A 15942-nucleotide genomic window follows, 5' to 3' on the forward strand; every position below is an offset into this window, starting at 1 on the left:
TAACGTCTTCACATTCCGCAACGTCTACCTGACGAGGCCTTTATGACCAGCCGCCTGAACCCAGAAGACCAGAAGCATGTCGAAGAGTACCTGCAACTGTCCCAGCACCGAGTCGAGCGCCGGCCTTTCCGGCCGTGGATGCTCCTGGTGGTGGTACTGGCCGTGACCATCGGCCTGGGCCTGTTGAGCCGACTGATCAGTTACCTGACGCTATGAGTTGCATGGCACTCGCGCAGGTAACGGCACCGATTTCCTTTAGCCTTGCGAGATATCCCCATGACTCATCGTATTGTCATCGTTGGCGGCGGCGCCGGCGGTCTGGAGTTGGCTACCCGTCTGGGTAAGACTCTGGGCAAGCGTGGCACGGCCAGTGTGATGCTGGTCGACGCGAACCTGACCCACATCTGGAAACCGCTGCTGCACGAAGTGGCCGCCGGCTCCTTGAACTCCTCCGAAGACGAACTCAACTATGTCGCCCAGGCAAAATGGAACCACTTCGAGTTCCAGCTCGGGCGCATGAGCGGCCTGGATCGCGAGCGCAAGAGAATCCAACTGGCCGCCACCTATGACGAGACCGGCGTCGAGCTGTTGCCGGCCCGGGAACTGGGCTACGACACCCTGGTGATTGCCGTCGGCAGCACCACCAATGACTTCGGCACCGAAGGCGCGGCGCAGCACTGCCTGTTCCTCGACACCCGCAAACAGGCCGAGCGCTTCCATCAGCAATTGCTGCACCACTATCTGCGCGCCCACGCCGGGCAGACCGATATCGTCGAGCGCATCAGCGTCGCCATTGTCGGCGCCGGTGCGACCGGGGTCGAACTGGCCGCCGAGCTGCATAATGCCGCCCACGAACTGCACGCCTACGGCCTGGACCGGATCAAACCGGAGAACATGCACATCACCCTGATCGAGGCGGGCCCACGCGTCTTGCCGGCCCTGCCGGAGCGTATCGGCGGGCCGGTGCACAAGACCCTGGAAAAACTCGGGGTCAACGTCATGACCAACGCCGCCGTCAGCCAGGTGACCGCCGACAGCCTGATTACCGCGGACGGCAAAGTGATCGACGCGAGCCTGAAAGTCTGGGCCGCCGGGATTCGCGCCCCGGACTTCCTCAAGGACATCGACGGGCTGGAGACCAACCGGATCAACCAGTTGCACGTGCTGCCCACTTTGCAGACCACCCGCGACGAGAACATCTTCGCCTTCGGCGACTGCGCCGCCTGCCCGCAACCCGGCAGCGAGCGCAACGTCCCACCTCGCGCCCAGGCCGCACACCAGCAAGCCTCACTGCTGGCCAAATCCTTGAAGCTGCGGATCGAGGGCAAGGCCCTGCCGGAATACAAATACACCGACTACGGCTCGCTGATCTCGCTGTCGCGGTTCTCGGCAGTGGGCAACCTGATGGGCAACCTGACCGGCAGCGTGATGCTCGAAGGCTGGCTGGCGCGGATGTTCTATGTGTCGCTGTACCGCATGCACCAGATGGCGCTGTACGGCATGTTCCGCACGGCCATGTTGATGCTGGGTAGCAAGATCGGGCGTGGGACCGAGCCTCGGCTGAAGCTGCACTGAGTCAGCAGCACTGACATTGAATGATCCACCGTCATCGCGAGCAAGCTCGCTCCCACAGTTGATCGCGGTCATCCTGTGGGAGCGAGCTTGCTCGCGATGAGGTCGGTACAGCCAGTACTGAATCCTCGATCAAACCTGAAACCGCTGCACCATCATGCGCAGCGAATTCGCCAGCTGCGACAACTCATGGCTGGACGCGCTGGTCTGGCCCGCGCCGGAAGCCGAGCGCACCGACAAATCACGAATGTTCACCAGGTTGCGATCCACCTCGCGGGCCACTTGCGCCTGTTCTTCGGCGGCGCTGGCGATCACCAGGTTGCGTTCGTGGATTTCATTGACCGACGCCGTGATGGTCTGCAACGCGTCTCCCGCCCGCTCCGCCATGGCCAGGGTACTGGCGGCGCGACTGGAGCTGGCCTGCATGGAGTCGAGTGCCTGGGTGGCACCGCTGCGCATGCCCTGGACCATTTGCTCGATTTCCTGGGTCGATTGCTGCGTGCGATAAGCCAGCGCCCGCACCTCATCGGCCACCACCGCAAACCCACGCCCGCTCTCACCCGCCCGGGCCGCTTCGATGGCCGCGTTGAGGGCCAGCAGGTTGGTCTGCTCGGCGATGGCGCGGATCACGTCCAGCACCTTGCCAATATCCTGCGATTGGTTGGCCAGGGATTGCACCAGGCCACCGGTCACCTGCACATCGCTGGCGAGGGCGCCGATGGCATCGACCGTGTCGCTGACCCGCTGCTGCCCAAGGGACGCCGATTCACTGGACTGACGCGTGGCATCGGAGGTGGAAACCGCATTGCGCGCAACCTCCTCCACGGCAGTGGTCATTTCGGTGACGGCCGTGGCCGCCTGTTCAATTTCGTTGTTCTGTTGTTGCAGGCTGTGGGTGCTGTCGAGCGTGACAGCGTTCAGCTCATCGGCGGCGGTGGCCAGTTGCGCGGCCGAACCGCTGATGCCCTGCAACGTCTCACGCAGATTCTGCTGCATGGCCGCCAACGCCTTGAGCAAGCGACTCACTTCGTCGTTGCCATGGGTCTCGATTGGCCGGGTCAGGTCACCCCGGGCGACGCTCTCTGCAGCGTTGAGCGCCTCACCCAAGGGCTTGACGATACTGCGCGTAAGCAGCATGGCCAGGGCTACCGTGGCCAGGGCGGCAAGCACAACGAACAGGCTGACGATCATGCGGGAATTGGCGTAGTGCTCCTGGGACTTCTGGCTCTCGATGGAGACCTGCTTGGAGAACAGCTCCGCCAGGTCGTTGAGCTGCTTGCCGGAACCGTCCACCACGGTCTTCATGTCCACCAGCAGCAGCTTGATCAGCTCATCCCGACGCCCTTGTTCTGCCAGGGTGAAAGATTGCGCAATACCTGCACGGTAAGCGGCGAAGGTCTGCTTGAACTGGTCGTAGAGGGCTTTGCCTTCAGGCGTCACAACGAGCTTTTCGTAGGCAGTGATTTTTTCGCTCAGCTCCTTGTCGCGCGTATCCATCTGCCCGCGATACACCGCAATGTTCTTCGGGTCCTGATCCAGGGCCATGCGCAGGGAAATGGTGCGGATCCGCAGCATCCACTCGCGGATCTCGTCACCGCCGCGAATGCTCGGCAGCCACTGGGTTTCCACCGCGACTTCACTGTCACGAATACTCGACATCTGTCCCAGTGCGAACACCCCGAGCAACGCCACCAGCACGGCGATCAAGGCAAAACCCAACGCGGCACGAGGGGCGATATTCAACTGACGAAGAACCATAGGGAATGCCTTTTTTATTGTTGGCCTGAGGTGGGGCCAGGCCCCTGTCGGCGGGTTATCGGCAGGTTGTACGATGTCTTAAGTCCAATTCACTTTATCGCAGGCAAAAAAAATCCCCGTATCTTTCGATACGAGGATTTTTAATATGGTCGGGGTAAGGGGATTCGAACTCCTGACATCCTGCTCCCAAAGCAGGCGCGCTACCGGACTGCGCTATACCCCGGTAAAAAAAAGGCGACCTTCGCAAGTCGCCTTCTCGATCAGCGCTTTTGGCCTCTGATCTTAAGATTCGATTCCAGCGAGCTGGTTTCAAAAATGGTGGGTCGTGTGGGATTCGAACCTACGACCAATTGGTTAAAAGCCAACTGCTCTACCAACTGAGCTAACGACCCAAAAATGGTCGGGGTAAGGGGATTCGAACTCCTGACATCCTGCTCCCAAAGCAGGCGCGCTACCGGACTGCGCTATACCCCGATTGAAATGGCTCCGTGACCAGGACTCGAACCTGGGACCCAATGATTAACAGTCATTTGCTCTACCGACTGAGCTATCACGGAACTGATATTTCAAGTTACAACGTTGAAGCTAGCTTCAACCTCTTCTACCCTTACGCATCGCTGCGTTCGTGTGTCTGAGGCGCGCTATTCTACAATCTTCAAAACCTCTGTCAACCCCTTAAATTGCTTTCAAGACAATGATTTGCAACTTATTTTGGATTCCTTCTCAGCGAGAAGTAACCCTTGGGGTGACTGACTGCGGGGCGCACTTTACAAGCCTTTTCCTTTGAGTTCAACGGCCTGATGAAAAAAATGGCCTCGCAAAGCGAGGCCATCTCAATTGCAGGCAGTGCCAGCCTTTCAGTTGAAGACGATTTCGTCGTTCTCCACTGTACCGGTCACAGTCTCACCAGGCATGAACCGACCGGACAGGATCAACTGCGCCAGCGGGTTTTCGATCCAGCGCTGGATCGCCCGCTTCAGCGGCCGTGCGCCATAGACCGGGTCGTAACCCACCGCAATCAGCTTGTCCAACGCCTCGTCGCTCAACTGCAGTTTCAGCTCACGTTCGGTGAGGCGACTGCGCAGGCGACCCAACTGGATCTCGGTAATGCCGGCAATCTGATCACGAGCCAATGGCTCGAAGATCACCACTTCGTCGACCCGGTTGATGAACTCCGGCCGGAAGTGCGTAGAGATCGCGTCCATCACCGCCGCACGCTGCGCCTCGCGGTCGCCCACCAGTTCCTGGATCTGCGTCGAGCCCAGGTTGGAGGTCATCACGATCACCGTGTTGCGGAAGTCCACCGTGCGCCCGTGGCTGTCGGTCAGGCGACCATCCTCCAGCACCTGCAGCAGGATATTGAACACATCCGGGTGCGCCTTCTCGACCTCATCGAGCAGGATCACCGAGTACGGCTTGCGACGCACTGCCTCGGTCAGGTAACCGCCCTCTTCATAACCGACATAACCCGGTGGCGCACCGATCAGCCGTGCCACGGAATGTTTCTCCATGAACTCGGACATGTCGATGCGCACCATGGCCTCTTCAGTGTCGAAGAGGAACTCGGCCAGCGCCTTGCACAGCTCGGTTTTACCGACACCGGTCGGGCCGAGGAACATGAACGAGCCGCTCGGCCGGTTCGGGTCCGATAGCCCGGCACGGGAACGACGCACGGCGTTGGACACCGCCACCACCGCCTCTTCCTGGCCGATCACACGCTGGTGCAGCAGGCTTTCCATCTTCAGCAGCTTGTCACGCTCGCCTTCGAGCATTTTCGAAACCGGAATGCCGGTCCACTTGGAGACCACTTCGGCGATTTCTTCCTCGGTGACCTTGCTGCGCAGCAACTGGTTTTCGCTCTTGCCGTGCTGGTCGACCATCTGCAGGCTGCGCTCCAGATCCGGGATCACCCCGTACTGCAGCTCGGCCATGCGGTTGAGGTCGCCTTTACGACGGGCCGCTTCCAGCTCCTGGCGGGATTGTTCGATCTTCTGCTGGATCTGCGCCGAGCCCTGGACTTCGGCTTTCTCCGAGTTCCAGATTTCCTCGAGGTCGGAATACTCACGCTCGTGACGAACGATTTCTTCCTGCAACCTTTCCAGACGCTTCTTCGCCGCTTCGTCGCTTTCTTTCTTCAGGGCCTGGGACTCGACCTTGAGTTGAATCAGGCGCCGCTCCAACCGATCGAGCACTTCGGGCTTGGAGTCGATTTCCATGCGGATACGGCTCGCGGCTTCGTCGATCAGGTCGATGGCCTTGTCCGGCAACTGGCGGTCGGTGATGTAGCGGTGGCTGAGCTTGGCCGCCGCGATGATCGCGCCATCGGTGATCGCCACCTTGTGGTGAACTTCGTAGCGTTCTTTGAGGCCGCGCAGGATGGCGATGGTGTCTTCCTCGCTCGGCTCCTCCACCAGCACTTTCTGGAAGCGCCGCTCGAGGGCTGCGTCCTTCTCTATATATTGGCGGTACTCGTTGAGCGTGGTCGCGCCGACGCAGTGCAACTCGCCACGGGCCAGCGCGGGCTTGAGCATGTTGCCGGCGTCCATCGAGCCTTCGCCCTTGCCCGCACCGACCATGGTGTGCAGTTCGTCGATGAACAGGATGATCTGCCCTTCCTGCTTGGACAGCTCATTGAGCAGGGCCTTGAGCCGTTCTTCGAATTCACCACGGTACTTGGCACCGGCGATCAAGGCCCCCATGTCCAGGGACAACAGGCGTTTACCCCTGAGGCCGTCCGGCACTTCGCCGTTGATGATGCGCTGGGCCAGGCCCTCGGCGATGGCGGTTTTACCCACGCCTGGCTCACCGATCAGCACCGGGTTGTTCTTGGTACGGCGTTGCAGCACCTGGATCGTGCGGCGGATTTCATCGTCGCGACCGATCACCGGGTCGAGCTTGCCTTCCTCGGCACGCTTGGTCAGGTCGACCGTATATTTGTCCAGTGCCTGGCGCGACTCCTCGTGGTTGGCGTCGTTGACCGCTTCGCCGCCACGCAGGTTGTTGATGGCATTTTCCAGGGCTTTCTTGCTCACGCCCTGGCCGAGCAACAATTTGCCGAGCTTGCTGTTCTCGTCCATGGCGGCGAGTAGCACCAGCTCGCTGGAAATGAACTGGTCGCCCTTCTGCTGGGCCAGGCGATCGGCCTGGTTGAGCAGCCGCGCCAGGTCCTGGGACATGTTCACGTCACCGGTGGGGTTCTGGATCTTGGGTAACTGGTCGAGTTCCTTGGCCAGTTCTTTGCGCAGGCTGTTGACGTCAAAGCCGACCTGCATCAGCAGGGGCTTGATGGAACCGCCCTGCTGTTCGAGCATGGCCTGCATCAAGTGCGCCGGTTCGATACCGGGATGGTCCAGGCCGACGGCCAGGGACTGGGCATCGGACAGGGCCAACTGTAATTTGCTGGTTAAACGATCAATACGCATGGGTCACCTTCCTAATGAGCAGGCCGGACCTTGGAAACATCCTGAATGAAGAAACCTGCCAGATACCGTTATAGATGTGGTCGATTCTGGAAGATTCAAGCCGGGCGCCCTTGATACAGATCAGAGAAGTCTAGCGTTCGATCCAGATCAACGAGGCGAAGCGACCAGTGCGCGGGTTGCGGCGGTAGGAAAAGAACCGAGGGTCGGTCACGGTGCAGAGACCGCCACCGTAGACGGCCGTGACACCGCGTGCGGCCAGGCGCAGCCGTGCCAACGCGTAGATATCGGCCAGGAACTTGTCGGCGTTGGGGCTCGCAGTAAAGGCTTGTGCCGCCTGGGGCAGTTGCGCGATGAAGGCTTCACGCACTTCCGGCCCGACTTCAAACGCTTGCGGACCGATGGCCGGGCCGAGCCAGGCGAGGATTTCATCCGCGGGCACGGCAAGGCTGTCGAGGGTAGCTTCCAGCACGCCGCTCGCCAGCCCGCGCCAGCCGGCATGGGCCGCCGCAACGCGGGTGCCGATACGGTTGCAGAACAGCACGGGCAGGCAGTCCGCGGTCATCGCGGTGCAGGCGATACCGGGCGTGTCGGTCCAACTGGCATCGGCAGCCGCCACCTGGGCCGGATCAGCCTCGACCACGGCAATGCCGTGGACCTGCTGCAGCCAGGTCGGGGTGATGGCGAATTGATCGGTGAGACGCCGACGGTTTTCGGCGACGGCCACAGGATCGTCGCCCACATGGTCGCCCAGGTTGAGGCTGTCGAACGGCGCCAGGCTGACGCCGCCCGCACGGGTCGTGACACAGGCCTTGACCCGAGCCGGCGCGGGCCAGTCGGGTATCAGCCAGTCACTCATCCGATGAACGCCTCGCGGTCCTGCTTGAGCAACGTCAGCAGCCAGACGAAATCATCCGGCAACGGCGACTCCCAGCTCATGCGCTTGCCGGTCGTCGGATGATCCAGCTCCAGGAAACGTGCATGCAGCGCCTGGCGCGGGAAGTTCTTCAGCGATTCGACCATGGTCTGGCTGGCAGCCGGCGGAATGCGGAAACGACCGCCGTAGGCCGGGTCGCCCACCAACGGGAAGTTGATGTGGGCCATGTGTACACGGATCTGGTGGGTCCGACCGGTTTCCAGCTTGACCCGCACATGGGTGTGGGAGCGGAAACGCTCGAGCACGCGATAATGGCTGACCGCCTGCTTGCCGCCCTCCATCACCGCCATGCGCTGGCGCTGCTGGCCGTGACGACCGATGGGGGCGTTGATCTTGCCACCGGCGGTGACGACCCCGATCACGATACATTCATAGATGCGGCTGACGCTGCGGCTTTGCAGCTGTGTGACCAGCTGTGTCTGCGCCTGGATGGTCTTGGCCACCACCATCAGACCGGTGGTGTCCTTGTCCAGGCGATGGACGATGCCGGCACGCGGCACATTGATAATGTCCGGTACGTGGTGCAGCAAGGCATTGAGCAAGGTGCCATCAGCATGGCCGGCAGCCGGGTGCACCACCAGGCCCGCAGGCTTGTTGATCACCAGGATGTCATCGTCTTCGTAGACGATGTCCAGGGCGATGTCCTGGGCGACCCATTCTCCCTGGGCCTCCTGTTCGGCAGTCAGCTCGAGAATGGCACCGCCGTGGACGATGTCGCGCGGACGGATCACCGCCCCATCCACAGTCAGGCGGCCGTCCTTGATCCAGGCGGAAAGGCGCGAGCGAGAGTGCTCGGCAAAGAGTTGTGCGGCGACTTGATCGAGGCGTTGGCCGCCCAATTCGGACGGCACCTCTGCGCGAAGTTCTATTTTATCGGACATGCTCGGACTGGGCGTCGGCACAGCCTTTGGTTTCGGCTGCGCGCTTGTGGTTAAATACGGCGTCTTTTGCCCCGAGGCTTTCAACGGGGCGCTCATCATAACAGGACGGCCCCGCCCAAGACAGCGGCCGTCATAGGGACGCAAGCCGCCATGCAAGTGAAACACCTGCTGCTGATCGCCATCCTCGCATTGACTGCTGCTTGCTCGTCGAAGGAAGTCGTAGACGAAAACCTGAGCGAAGTCGAACTGTACCAACAGGCGCAGAACGACCTGGATAACAACAGCTATACCAGCGCCACCGCCAAGCTGAAGGCGCTGGAGTCGCGGTATCCGTTCGGTCGCTACGCCGATCAGGCCCAGTTGGAGCTGATCTACGCCAACTACAAGAACGCCGAGCCGGAAGCCGCCAAGTCCGCCGCCGAGCGTTTCATTCGCCTGCACCCGCAGCACCCGAATGTCGATTACGCCTATTACCTCAAGGGCCTGACCTCCTTCGACCAGGACGTCGGCCTGCTGGCGCGTTTCCTGCCGCTGGACATGACCAAGCGTGACCCGGGCGCGGCGCGCGACTCCTACAATGAGTTCGCCCAACTGACCAGCCGCTTCCCCAACAGCCGCTACTCGCCGGACGCCAAGCAGCGCATGATCTACCTGCGCAACCTGCTGGCCTCCTACGAGATCCACGTGGCCGACTACTACCTGACCCGTCAGGCCTACGTCGCCGCCGCCAACCGTGGCCGCTACGTAGTGGAAAACTTCCAGGAAACCCCTTCGGTGGGTGATGGCCTGGCCGTGATGACCGAAGCCTACCAGCGCCTGCACTTGGACGAACTGGCGGCCACCAGCCTGGAAACCCTCAAGCTGAACTACCCGGATCACCCATCCCTGGTCGATGGCCAGTTCACCCCACGGGTCGACGAAGCGGACAACCGTTCGTGGCTGAGCAAGGCGACCCTGGGCCTGATCGAGTCCCGTCCACCGCTGCCGCCAGGCGAGACACGCGCCAACCAGGACGTACAGCGCCAGTTCCAGGATGCCAAGGAAGCCATCCCGAACGAACTCAAGCCCAAGGATGAAAATGGCGACGTGATCGAGGAAGAAGAGCCTGAAAGCGAGTCCAGCGACCGCTCCTGGTTCAGCCACCTGACCTTTGGTCTGTTCGACTGAGATCAAGGCATCCCAAAAAAGGGAGACCCGACGGTCTCCCTTTTTTTTGCCTGGGTTTTATTGCGCTGTGCGCCGTTCCTGTCCTTGGCTAAACTGCCTGATCTCTAGCCAAAAAGCCGCCCATCATGCTTCGTTTACTGTTCTGGATCGCCCTGATTGCCGCCGCGGTATGGTTCTGGCGCAAGTTCAAGGGGGGCTCCTCCGCGCCGAACGCTCCCCGCGAGCAGGACGCACCGCCCATGGTCCGTTGCGCCCATTGCGGCGTACACCTGCCCCGTGACCGGGCGCTGGCCCTCGAACAACAATGGTATTGCAGCCAGGCTCACCTTGAGCAAGGCCCGGGCACTCGTGAGCGCTGAGGCCTCAAGCCCACGCGAAAAACAGGCGCAGCGCCTGCTGCGTCTCTATCACCTGTATCGCCTGAGCATCGGCATCACCCTGGTGCTGCTGATCTCCAGCAAACTGGACAACCGCCTGCTGGAGTTCGCCAATGACGACCTGCTGCGCAGTGGCAGTTGGTTGTACCTGGTGCTGAATATCCTGCTGGTGGTGTTCCTTGAGAACACCCGCCGCCCTGCCCGGCTGTTCGGCCTGGCCCTGACTGACGTGCTGCTGCTCTCGTGGCTGTTCTTCGCCGCGGGCGGTGTGCCCAGTGCCATCGGCAACCTGCTCATTGTCTCGGTGGCCATCGGCAATACGCTGTTGCGAAGCCGGGTCGGCCTGTTGATTGCCGCTGTCGCCACGATCGGTATCGTCGGGTCGACTTTTTTCCTCGGCCTCAGCGACTCAAACCGTCCCAGCAGTTATCTGCAAGCCGGCACCCTGGGGGCACTGTGTTTTGCCGCCGCCCTGCTGGTACAGGGCCTGACCCGGCGACTGGAAGCCAGTGAAACCCTGGCCGAGCAACGGGCCAGCGAGGTAATCGGCCTCGAAGCGCTCAACGCACTGATCCTGCAACGCATGCGCACCGGCATCCTGGTGCTCGACCGCGAACGGCGCGTGCAATTGGCCAACGAAAGCGCCTTGAACCTGCTGGGCATGCACGACCTGGTCGGCCAGCGAATCGATGACTATTGCACCGCTCTGGTCGAACGCCTGCAATTGTGGCTGAACAACCCCAGCCTGCGCCCCCCCAGCCTGACCGTGACCGGCACAGGCCTGACCCTGCAACCGAGCTTCATCGCCTTGGGGCATCACGATCAGCAGCAGTTGCTGGTATTCCTTGAGGACCTGGCCCAAGTTGCCCAGCAGGCCCAGCAACTGAAACTCGCGTCCCTCGGGCGCCTCACTGCTGGCATCGCCCATGAAATCCGCAACCCCTTGGGCGCCATCAGCCACGCAGCGCAATTACTGCGCGAATCCGAGGAACTGAACAACGCGGATCGGCGTCTGACGCAGATTATTCAAGATCACTCCCAACGAATGAATCGCGTCATTGAAAACGTCCTGCAGCTGTCTCGCCGCCAGCAAACCACCCCCCAACGCCTCGACCTGCGGACCTGGCTCGATCAGTTCGTCCGGCAGGCCCGCGAAAGCATGGCCGAGCACCAGCACTTGCACCTGAGCATCGACCCGGGTGACTACACCACGCTGATGGACCCCGACCAGTTGACCCAGGTACTCGACAACCTGCTGCGCAACGCCTGGCGCCACAGCGCCATGACCCACGAACAGGCCGAGGCCTGGCTGAAACTGTTCATCGATCCCCACAGCCAGCTGTCCACACTGGACATCATCGACAACGGCCCCGGTGTAACACCCGAGCAGCAGGCACATTTGTTCGAACCCTTCTTTACCACCAGCAGCCAGGGCACCGGCCTTGGGCTCTATCTGTCCCGTGAGCTGTGCGAAAGCAACCAGGCCCGCCTAGACTTCAAACCACGCCAAGGCGGCGGTTGCTTTCGCATCACCTTTGCTCACGGACGGAAACAGATTTGAATAATCGCTCACGGCAACGAATCCTGATCGTCGATGACGAACCGGACATCCGCGAACTCCTGGACATCACCCTGGGCCGGATGAAACTCGACACCCGCAGCGCCAAGAACCTTGCCGAGGCCCAAGCCCTGCTGGCGGGGGAAGCCTTCGACCTGTGCCTGACCGACATGCGCCTGCCCGATGGCACCGGCCTGGAACTGGTGCAGCACATCCAGCAACGCTACCCTCAACTGCCCGTGGCGATGATCACCGCCTATGGCAGCCTGGAAACCGCCATCGACGCCCTCAAGGCCGGCGCCTTCGACTTCCTGACCAAACCGGTCGACCTGGGTCGGCTGCGAGAGCTGGTCACCAGTGCCCTGCGCCTGCCGCCGGTCGCCACGCCGGGCACGACCCTCGAGCGCAGCCTGCTGGGTAACTCGCCACCGATGCTCAGCGTGCGCAAGCAGATCGGGAAACTCGCCCGCAGCCAGGCACCGGTGTACATCAGCGGGGAATCGGGCTGCGGCAAGGAACTGGTCGCCCGGCTGATCCACGAACAGGGCCCTCGTGCCAACCAGCGCTTCGTACCGGTCAACTGTGGGGCGATTCCCACGGAGCTGATGGAAAGCGAGTTTTTCGGCCATCGAAAAGGCAGCTTCAGCGGCGCCATCGAGGACAAGCCCGGGCTGTTCCAGGCCGCCCATGGCGGGACCCTGTTCCTCGATGAAGTGGCCGACTTGCCCTTGGCGATGCAGGTCAAGCTGTTGCGAGCCATCCAGGAAAAAGCCGTGCGCGCCGTTGGCGGCCAACAGGAAGAAGTGGTGGATGTGCGCATCCTCTGCGCCACCCACAAGGATCTGGACGGCGAAGTGGCTGCCGGGCGCTTTCGCCAGGATTTGTATTACCGGCTGAACGTCATCGAACTGCGCGTGCCGCCGTTGCGTGAACGTCGTGAAGACATCGAGCTGCTGGCTAACCACATGCTCCAGCGCCTGGCGGCCAACACCGGCAGTCCACCGGTCAGATTGCATCCCCAAGCGTTGGACGCTCTCAAGAATTACCGCTTCCCGGGCAATGTGCGAGAGCTGGAGAACATGCTCGAACGTGCCTACACCCTTTGTGAACAGCAGCAGATCGAAGCGGATGACCTGCGCCTGGCCGAGGGCAATAGTACTACTGAGGCAGGCAATCCCGATTTGATGCAGGTCGACAACCTGGAGGATTACCTGGAAGACGTTGAGCGCAAGCTCATCCTCCAGGCGTTGGAGGAAACCCGCTGGAACCGCACGGCGGCGGCGCAGCGGTTGAAGTTGTCGTTTCGGTCGATGCGGTATCGGTTGAAGAAGCTTGGGCTGGATTGAGCCACGGTTTCGAAGCCCACGTATTCCCCTGTGGCGAGGGAGCTTGCTCCCTCGCCACAGGTTCGGCGTTCACCCTCTGTAACGCCGCTCTCTAGCCCTCCGGCACAGGTACCCGCTCGTCCAGAACACGATTGGCCAATAATTCACTCAACTCAATCAATTGCTGTACCCCCAAGGCGATATGCCGCCGCGAGCCTTCAAGTTCGAAGGCCAGGTCGCTGATTGTTGCGTTGGCGCAGGCCAGGGTTTCGCTGAGGTTGGTGAGGAGACATTCGGTGTCGATACCGTCCACGACGGTGAATAGCTGGTTTGAGGCGGGTTTCTTTTTGGCTTCGGGCTTTGGGCCAAGGTAATAGTCGAGGGCGCGTTTGGCGGCTTCATCGAGCTTTTTTGGGTCAAGGCTGGCGTCAGGAGAGGCTTTATTGGTTTCTGAAGATGATGGAGGTTTGTTACACATTGCGGTACTCCAAAGAGGGAATGGATTACCAAGTTTTGCGGGCCGCGACGCCCGGACGCTGAATTGGCAGCGACGGGAAAAGGTTAGCCAGAGTTCTTCCCACCCGGCAACCGCCAGAACTCGTCGGAAAATTCGGCTCGAATCAGAATCTTGTCCGACCATTCCCACAAAGCTTGGTCGGCTGTGAGGGCGGTGTGTATATCCGTTTCTGCGGTAACGGCTACTTAGGGTTCCGCCCTGACGGCGGGTCACTTTCGAAAAGCGCGAAAGTAACCAAAGCGCTTTTGCCCCACCACTTGGCACCTCGCCTAGGCTCGGTGTGCCCTCACTCCGGCATTGCTCCGTGGGCCGCCGCGAAGGGCCATCCATGGCCCAGCGCGGCTATCCCGGCATCCATGCCGGGATGCCCACTCCACAACGCCTGCGTTCGGCCAGCGTGGTTAACGGGGCGCCCGAGATCAACGTCCACCGCGAGGCGGCCTAACAGCCGACCTGATTTAGGGTGATCGCGTTTCTCCTGTGGGAGCGGGCTTGCTCGCGAAGGCGGTGGTTCAGTTAGATAGGAATTGGATTGGCTGTCGTCATCGCGAGCGAGCTCGCTCCCACACTGAGTCGGTGACGATCTACAGATTTTCGGCCACTGCAAATTCCTGTGGGAGCGAGCTTGCTCGCGATGGCGGTGATTCAGTTAGATAGGAATTGGATTGGCTGTCGTCATCGCGAGCGAGCTCGCTCCCACACTGGGTCGGCGACGATCTACAGATTTTTGGCCACTGCAAATCCCTGTGGGAGCGAGCTTGCTCGCGATGGCGGTGGATCAGCTTGCATCAGCCTTGGATGTACCGCCGTCTTCGCGAGCAGGCTCGCTCCCACAATGGGATCGGAGTACGACCGGGAGAACCAGGCCGGCTGTCAGGCCGCCTCGCGAGCAAGCTTTGCTCCCACAGGTCCTGCTCAAACAGATTTGACGGGTGTACGACCAGGAGAACCAGGTCGGCTACTAGGCCGCCTCGGGGCGGACGTTGATCTCGGGCGCCCCGTTAACCACGATGGCCGAACGCAGGCATTGATCCGTGGGCATCCCGGCATGGATGCCGGGATAGCCGCGCTGGGCCATGGATGGCCCTTCGCGGCGGGCCCACGGAGCAATGCCGGAGTGAGGGCACACCGAGCCTAGGCGAGGTGCCGAGTGGTGGGGCAAAGCGCTTTTGCTTACTTTTGGCGCTCTTCCAAAAGTGACCCGCTGTAAGAGCGGAACCCTAAGCAGCCGTTACCGCAGCAATGGATATGTACTCGATCAACACACCGCCATCGCGAGCAAGCCCGCTCCACAGGAAAAACCGGACCTTACAAGCGCCCAGCCGGCGCATACGGCACAGGATCGATCACCGGCTCACGCCCCAACATCAAATCCGTAAACAACTGACACGACGCCGGCGCCAACACCAACCCATTGCGATAATGCCCACAGTTCAACCACAGCCCCGCTACCCCCGGCACCTCGCCGATATAGGGGATGCCTTCAGGCGAGCCAGGCCGCAACCCAGCCCAATGCCCGACCACCTCAGCGCCCGCCAGCGCCGGAATCAGCTGCTGCGCCGAAGCCTTCAGGCTCTCCAACGCAGTATCCGTCGGGGTCTTGTCGAAGCCCTCACGCTCCAGCGTACTGCCAACCAGAATATGCCCATCACGGCGCGGAATCGCATAACGCCCCTTGGCCAGGACCATGCTCGACAGAAAATCCGACGCACACTTGTACAGAATCATCTGACCCTTGACCGGCTCGACCGGCAACTTCAAGCCCAAGGTCTTGAGCAACTCGCCACTCCAGGCACCGGCGGCCAGTACCACCTCATCGCCACGAATTTCTCCGGCAGAACTGTGCACGCCCACCACACGCCCACCGTCGCGAATGAACCCACTGACTTCGCAATGTTCATGAAGCGTGACGTTCGGCATCGCCAGCAAGGCAGCCTTGAGGGACTTCACCAATCGGGGATTGCGCACGTTGGCCACGTCGGCCATGTAGATCGCCCGGGAAAAACCCGCGCCCAGCACCGGCACGGCATCGTGGACCGCCGAGATATCCACAGCCCGCATCGGGCGGCCTTCCCGCTCGGCCCAGGCCAGCGCTTCGTCCTGATCGTCCAGGTCCAGCCAATACAGACCGGTGACATGCACCTGCGGATCAATTCCGGTCGCGGCGAACAAACGCTCGCCCAGCTGTGGATAAAAATCCTGCGACCAATGGGCCAGCGCCGTGATCGCCGGGCTGTAGCGCCAGGGGTACAACGGCGACACGATACCGCCGCCGGCCCAGGACGATTCCTGACCGACACTGGAACGGTCCAGCAGCACCACACGCTGCCCTTCGGACGCCAGATTGAACGCCGTCAGCAGGCCAATGACTCCGCCGCCGACAATCACCACTTGCTGTTGCCTGGTCATGTTCTGATTCGACTCATAAGAC

Annotated in this window: 13 protein-coding genes, 4 tRNA genes and 1 pseudogene; 7 read left to right on the forward strand and 11 right to left on the reverse strand. The window is 61.4% G+C overall.

The genetic code is table 11. The features are described from left to right. Positions 1-42: 42 nt before the first annotated feature. A complete protein-coding gene (locus tag F7R20_RS29075) occupies positions 43-216 on the forward strand; it encodes a DUF3094 domain-containing protein (RefSeq protein WP_003205686.1) in 174 nt (57 codons plus the stop codon). A gap of 60 nt (positions 217-276) precedes the next feature. Then, the gene (locus F7R20_RS29080) at positions 277-1575 is read left to right on the forward strand and encodes an NAD(P)/FAD-dependent oxidoreductase (protein WP_003205688.1); all 1299 of its coding nucleotides are present in this window, start codon (positions 277-279) and stop codon (positions 1573-1575) included. A gap of 129 nt (positions 1576-1704) precedes the next feature. Here F7R20_RS29080 and F7R20_RS32430 read toward each other — a convergent pair whose 3' ends face one another. From F7R20_RS32430 to rluD, 9 genes and pseudogenes are all read right to left on the reverse strand, one after another. Next, complete coding sequence (locus tag F7R20_RS32430; protein WP_371916764.1) at positions 1705-2568, reverse strand: methyl-accepting chemotaxis protein; 864 nt, start codon at positions 2566-2568, stop codon at positions 1705-1707. Beyond that, a pseudogene (locus F7R20_RS32435) lies at positions 2560-3330 on the reverse strand (MCP four helix bundle domain-containing protein); the annotation flags it as partial. The pseudogene F7R20_RS32435 and the gene F7R20_RS32430, both read right to left, overlap by 9 nt. Before the next feature lie 146 nt (positions 3331-3476). Continuing rightward, positions 3477-3553, reverse strand: a tRNA-Pro gene (locus F7R20_RS29090). A gap of 93 nt (positions 3554-3646) precedes the next feature. Then, positions 3647-3722: transfer RNA gene (locus tag F7R20_RS29095), tRNA-Lys, on the reverse strand. Between the two features lie 5 nt (positions 3723-3727). Continuing rightward, a tRNA-Pro gene (locus F7R20_RS29100) sits at positions 3728-3804 on the reverse strand. Positions 3805-3811: 7 nt separating this feature from the next. Next, a tRNA-Asn gene (locus tag F7R20_RS29105) sits at positions 3812-3887 on the reverse strand. A 300-nt stretch (positions 3888-4187) separates the two neighbouring features. Then, the gene (gene clpB, locus F7R20_RS29110; RefSeq protein WP_003205692.1) at positions 4188-6752 is read right to left on the reverse strand and encodes an ATP-dependent chaperone ClpB; all 2565 of its coding nucleotides are present in this window, start codon (positions 6750-6752) and stop codon (positions 4188-4190) included. A 130-nt stretch (positions 6753-6882) separates the two neighbouring features. After that, positions 6883-7608 (reverse strand): peptidoglycan editing factor PgeF, encoded by a 726-nt coding sequence (pgeF, locus tag F7R20_RS29115; protein WP_003205694.1) that lies wholly within the window; start codon positions 7606-7608, stop codon positions 6883-6885. Next, positions 7605-8567, reverse strand: a complete 963-nt coding sequence (rluD, locus tag F7R20_RS29120; RefSeq protein WP_003205696.1) for a 23S rRNA pseudouridine(1911/1915/1917) synthase RluD — start codon at positions 8565-8567, stop codon at positions 7605-7607. The genes pgeF and rluD overlap by 4 nt, the downstream gene beginning before the upstream one ends. A gap of 150 nt (positions 8568-8717) precedes the next feature. Here rluD and F7R20_RS29125 point away from each other — a divergent pair, with 150 nt between their 5' ends. The 4 genes from F7R20_RS29125 (at position 8718) to F7R20_RS29140 (ending at position 13015) form a co-directional block, all read left to right on the forward strand. After that, positions 8718-9734: an outer membrane protein assembly factor BamD gene (locus F7R20_RS29125; protein ID WP_003205698.1), complete on the forward strand. Its 1017-nt coding sequence runs from the start codon at positions 8718-8720 to the stop codon at positions 9732-9734. Positions 9735-9859: 125 nt separating this feature from the next. Continuing rightward, positions 9860-10093, forward strand: coding sequence for a PP0621 family protein (locus F7R20_RS29130; RefSeq protein WP_013694237.1), 234 nt, complete (start codon positions 9860-9862; stop codon positions 10091-10093). Further along, the gene (locus F7R20_RS29135; protein WP_003205701.1) at positions 10083-11672 is read left to right on the forward strand and encodes a two-component system sensor histidine kinase NtrB; all 1590 of its coding nucleotides are present in this window, start codon (positions 10083-10085) and stop codon (positions 11670-11672) included. Before F7R20_RS29130 ends, F7R20_RS29135 begins: the two co-directional genes overlap by 11 nt. Beyond that, a complete protein-coding gene (locus F7R20_RS29140) occupies positions 11669-13015 on the forward strand; it encodes a sigma-54-dependent transcriptional regulator (protein ID WP_003205703.1) in 1347 nt (448 codons plus the stop codon). Before F7R20_RS29135 ends, F7R20_RS29140 begins: the two co-directional genes overlap by 4 nt. Before the next feature lie 91 nt (positions 13016-13106). Here F7R20_RS29140 and F7R20_RS29145 read toward each other — a convergent pair whose 3' ends face one another. Next, entirely contained in the window at positions 13107-13472 is a 366-nt protein-coding gene (locus F7R20_RS29145; RefSeq protein ID WP_003205705.1) for a DUF6124 family protein, read from the reverse strand. 319 nt (positions 13473-13791) lie between these two features. On the opposite strand from F7R20_RS29145, the gene F7R20_RS31750 reads away from it, so the two are divergent. Next, positions 13792-13956 (forward strand): hypothetical protein, encoded by a 165-nt coding sequence (locus F7R20_RS31750; RefSeq protein ID WP_155767777.1) that lies wholly within the window; start codon positions 13792-13794, stop codon positions 13954-13956. An 863-nt stretch (positions 13957-14819) separates the two neighbouring features. Here F7R20_RS31750 and thiO read toward each other — a convergent pair. Next, a complete protein-coding gene (thiO, locus tag F7R20_RS29155) occupies positions 14820-15920 on the reverse strand; it encodes a glycine oxidase ThiO (RefSeq protein WP_003205709.1) in 1101 nt (366 codons plus the stop codon). Positions 15921-15942 lie beyond the last annotated feature (22 nt).

It is taken from the genome of Pseudomonas brassicacearum subsp. brassicacearum (genome assembly GCF_008801605.1).
Classification (GTDB): Bacteria; Pseudomonadota; Gammaproteobacteria; order Pseudomonadales; family Pseudomonadaceae; genus Aquipseudomonas; species Aquipseudomonas brassicacearum.